This is a genomic window from uncultured Mailhella sp., from assembly GCF_944324575.1.
Taxonomy (GTDB): Bacteria; Desulfobacterota; Desulfovibrionia; order Desulfovibrionales; family Desulfovibrionaceae; genus Mailhella.
This window is the reverse complement of record NZ_CALUWV010000158.1, coordinates 1-2,968: the sequence shown is the minus strand read 5'-3', so window position 1 is coordinate 2,968 and position 2,968 is coordinate 1. Positions and strand designations below refer to the sequence as shown.

The following is a 2,968-nucleotide window of genomic DNA, read 5'->3' as shown; positions in this document are numbered from 1 at the left end:
GGGTCACTAGCTCAATTGGTAGAGCAGTTGACTCTTAATCAATTGGTTCGGAGTTCGAGTCTCCGGTGACCCACCATGTGATTTTATGAGGCTGTTTACACAGCCTCTTTTTTTTGTTTAAAAGAAACAGCCCCCGGCAAGACCGTACAGGGCGTCAATTCAGACACTGGATGTTGCCATGCCTACTGCCCGGACGTTTCCGTTCCGCTTTGTTCGCTCCTTCATCGTTTTTTTTCTTCTCTGCTTTACGGTTGCCTTTCTGATCATGTCGAAGCGCGAGTTCGACGAGGTGACCATCAATCAGGTACTGTTTCACATGCAGCTCATGCGTGACAATATCGTGACCATGCCGGGAGATTTCATTCATGTGTTTTTCTGGCATGTAAAGAACGCCGTGCTCTGCGCTGTGACGTTTGCCTTCCTTCGGGAATCCGCTCCGAAGCGGCAGGGCAGAGCGGGTGTGCCGTTTGCCGTGGGCTGTCTTGGGCTTGCTGCGCTCTGGTACATCGTTCCGGGCACGTTCATCGATGATCTGTTCGTCGTCGTGCGCTATGCCGTGGTTGCAGCGCTTTTTGTGGCTGCGGCCGGGGCGGCGGGACTCCCGTACCGGGTATACACGCTTGTTCCGCGTGCTCTTCACTGGCTTTCCGGCGGCTGGCGACTTGCCGTTCTGTGGCTGGGCATTCTCGCGTACGGGATGTATTATGTTAACTTTCTTACCTTTTTTCAGGAACAGGCCGTCATCGGCGATTTTTATACCGAAGGGGCCTATGTGGATCCCCGCAAGGTAACGGTATCAGGAACGGGCACGAAGAACCTTATCATCATTTACTGTGAAAGCATTGAGGAAACCTTCGGCAGAAGCGATGTCATGGGAGAAGACCTGCTTGCGCCTCTGCGTCCGTCCATTGAGGAACCCGATCTTCGCATAGAGCAGATGCCCGGCGCGGACTTTACCATAGGCGGCATTGTCGCTTCGCAGTGCGGCATTCCGCTCAAGTCCATTTCCATACTCAGCGGAAATCTTACCGGCTGGGCGCTCGAAAGATATCTCCCGGGTGCGGTATGTCTCGGTGACTATCTGAAGGCCGACGGATACCACAACGTCTATTACAACGGTTCCAGCGGCGTGTTCTCCGGCCTCAACAAGTTTTTCCTGAGTCACGGCTATCAGGAATTCATGGGAAAGGAAGACTGGATAGAGAAAAAGCACGTTGATCCCGCCACCATGAACACCTGGGCCATGTACGACAGCGACATGGTCGAGCGGAGCATTGCCCGTATCGACGAGCTCATGGCCGAGGGCAGAAAATTCAGTTTTGTGCTTTCCACCATGGATACGCATGAGCCCGGCTTTCTTTCCCCTCCCTGCGTGGACGAGGGGTATTCCGAAAACTGGGCAGGCTATGTGAAATGCTCCATGTCGCAGGTGGAACGCCTGCTTCGGCACATACGCGACAAGGGCTGGGAAAATCAGTTTGTCATTCTCGTCATGGGCGATCATCAGGCCCGGATGGCAAAGATGGATGACGTGGATCTCAAGCAGGTGAAGAATCGCTATGTTCTCTGTTCACTGCAGAGGGATGCAACGCTCAAGCCCGTGCGCTCGGTCATCAGCCATTTCGATCTGTTCCCGTCGCTTCTGGCGGCGCTCGGCTTTTCCGTGGAAGGAGAAAGACTCGGCTTCGGTTACAACGTGTTTTCGACCGAAGTGACGCCCGAGGAGAATTATCTTGCCCGCCTGAAGAAAAGGGTGCTCAGTCACAGCAAGGTGTATGAAAGCCTCTGGCTGCCGGAATATGCCGGCAGAGAAATGCAGTGACGAGCCTGCCTGAAAAGGCCTGTGTGATACACGAGGGGAACATGGAATTATTGCCGAAAATGTGCAGAAAACGCTTGCCATCCACGGTGATTGTTGCTATAAGCACAACACGTTGACACTGACTGCCATAAGGCGGTTTTCATATTTGCTGGTGTCCATAGAGAAGCGGGTACACCCGATCCCATTCCGAACTCGGAAGTTAAGCGCTTCATCGCCCATGATACTGCGCATCTTTACGTGGGAAAGTAGGCCGATGCCAGCAGTTTTTTTTCAGCCCCTGCGAAATACCGCGGGGGCTTTTTTTGATGTTTTTTTCATGAAGACGGATCTCACCACCGGAAGCCCTCTCAAAGGCATGGCGTTGTTCGCTTTGCCGGTCTTTCTCGGCAATGTGTTTCAGCAGTGCTACCAGATGGCCGATATGGCCGTGGTAAGCCATGTACTCGGCGACGCTGCGCTGGCGGCTCTGGGATGCACCGTTGCGGTATACATTGTGGTTCTCGGACTGTCTTCCGGTATGTCCAACGGTGTTTCTCTTGTCATTGCGCGCTGTTTCGGCAAAAAGGATGCCGACGAGCTCGGCAGAGCCGTGACTGCGGCGCTGTGGCTGTGGGCGGGAATGTCGGTGCTCGTCATGGTGGCTGGGCTTTGGGGGGCGGAAGCGCTGCTCAGAGCTCTGCGCACGCCTGACGAAGCTCTGGACATGGCGGCGGCCTATCTGAGAGTCATTTTCTGGGGTATGCCCGTGATTCTTGCCTACAACATGCTTGCCGGGCTGCTCAGAGGCGTGGGAAACAGCGTGATGCCGCTTTTGTTTCTGCTTGCTGCGGCTTCGGGCAACATTCTGCTTGATCTGCTTCTTGTGGCTGTGCTGAAGCTCGGCGTTTATGGAGCGGCCGTGGCCACGGTGATTGCCGAGGGCTGTTCCGTCATGCTCTGCCTCGGTTATGTGCGCAGAAAATGTCCGGAACTTCGTCCACGGAGCCGTACGGGGCGTGGCGGCACGTTTTGGCCGGGCTGCCTGACGCCGGATGCGGCCATGCTCGGCGAGATGCTGGGAACCGGTCTTTCCATGGGATTCATGATGTGCTTTGTGGACATACGCATCATGATACTGCAGTCGGCCATCAACGATCTGGGGACGAC

The 2,968-nt window shown here is 55.0% G+C and carries 2 protein-coding genes, 1 tRNA gene and 1 rRNA gene; all 4 read left to right on the top strand.

The window, feature by feature from the left end; genetic code table 11:
* Positions 1-76: transfer RNA gene (locus Q0J81_RS10945), tRNA-Lys, on the top strand.
* Between the two features lie 102 nt (positions 77-178).
* On the top strand, positions 179-1,822 hold the full coding sequence (locus tag Q0J81_RS10940) for a sulfatase-like hydrolase/transferase (RefSeq protein WP_294447874.1): 1,644 nt from the start codon (positions 179-181) through the stop codon (positions 1,820-1,822).
* A 147-nt stretch (positions 1,823-1,969) separates the two neighbouring features.
* A 5S ribosomal RNA gene (gene rrf / locus Q0J81_RS10935) occupies positions 1,970-2,084 on the top strand.
* A gap of 54 nt (positions 2,085-2,138) precedes the next feature.
* A partial coding sequence (locus Q0J81_RS10930; RefSeq protein WP_294447872.1) for an MATE family efflux transporter occupies positions 2,139-2,968 on the top strand: 830 nt, incomplete at its 3' end.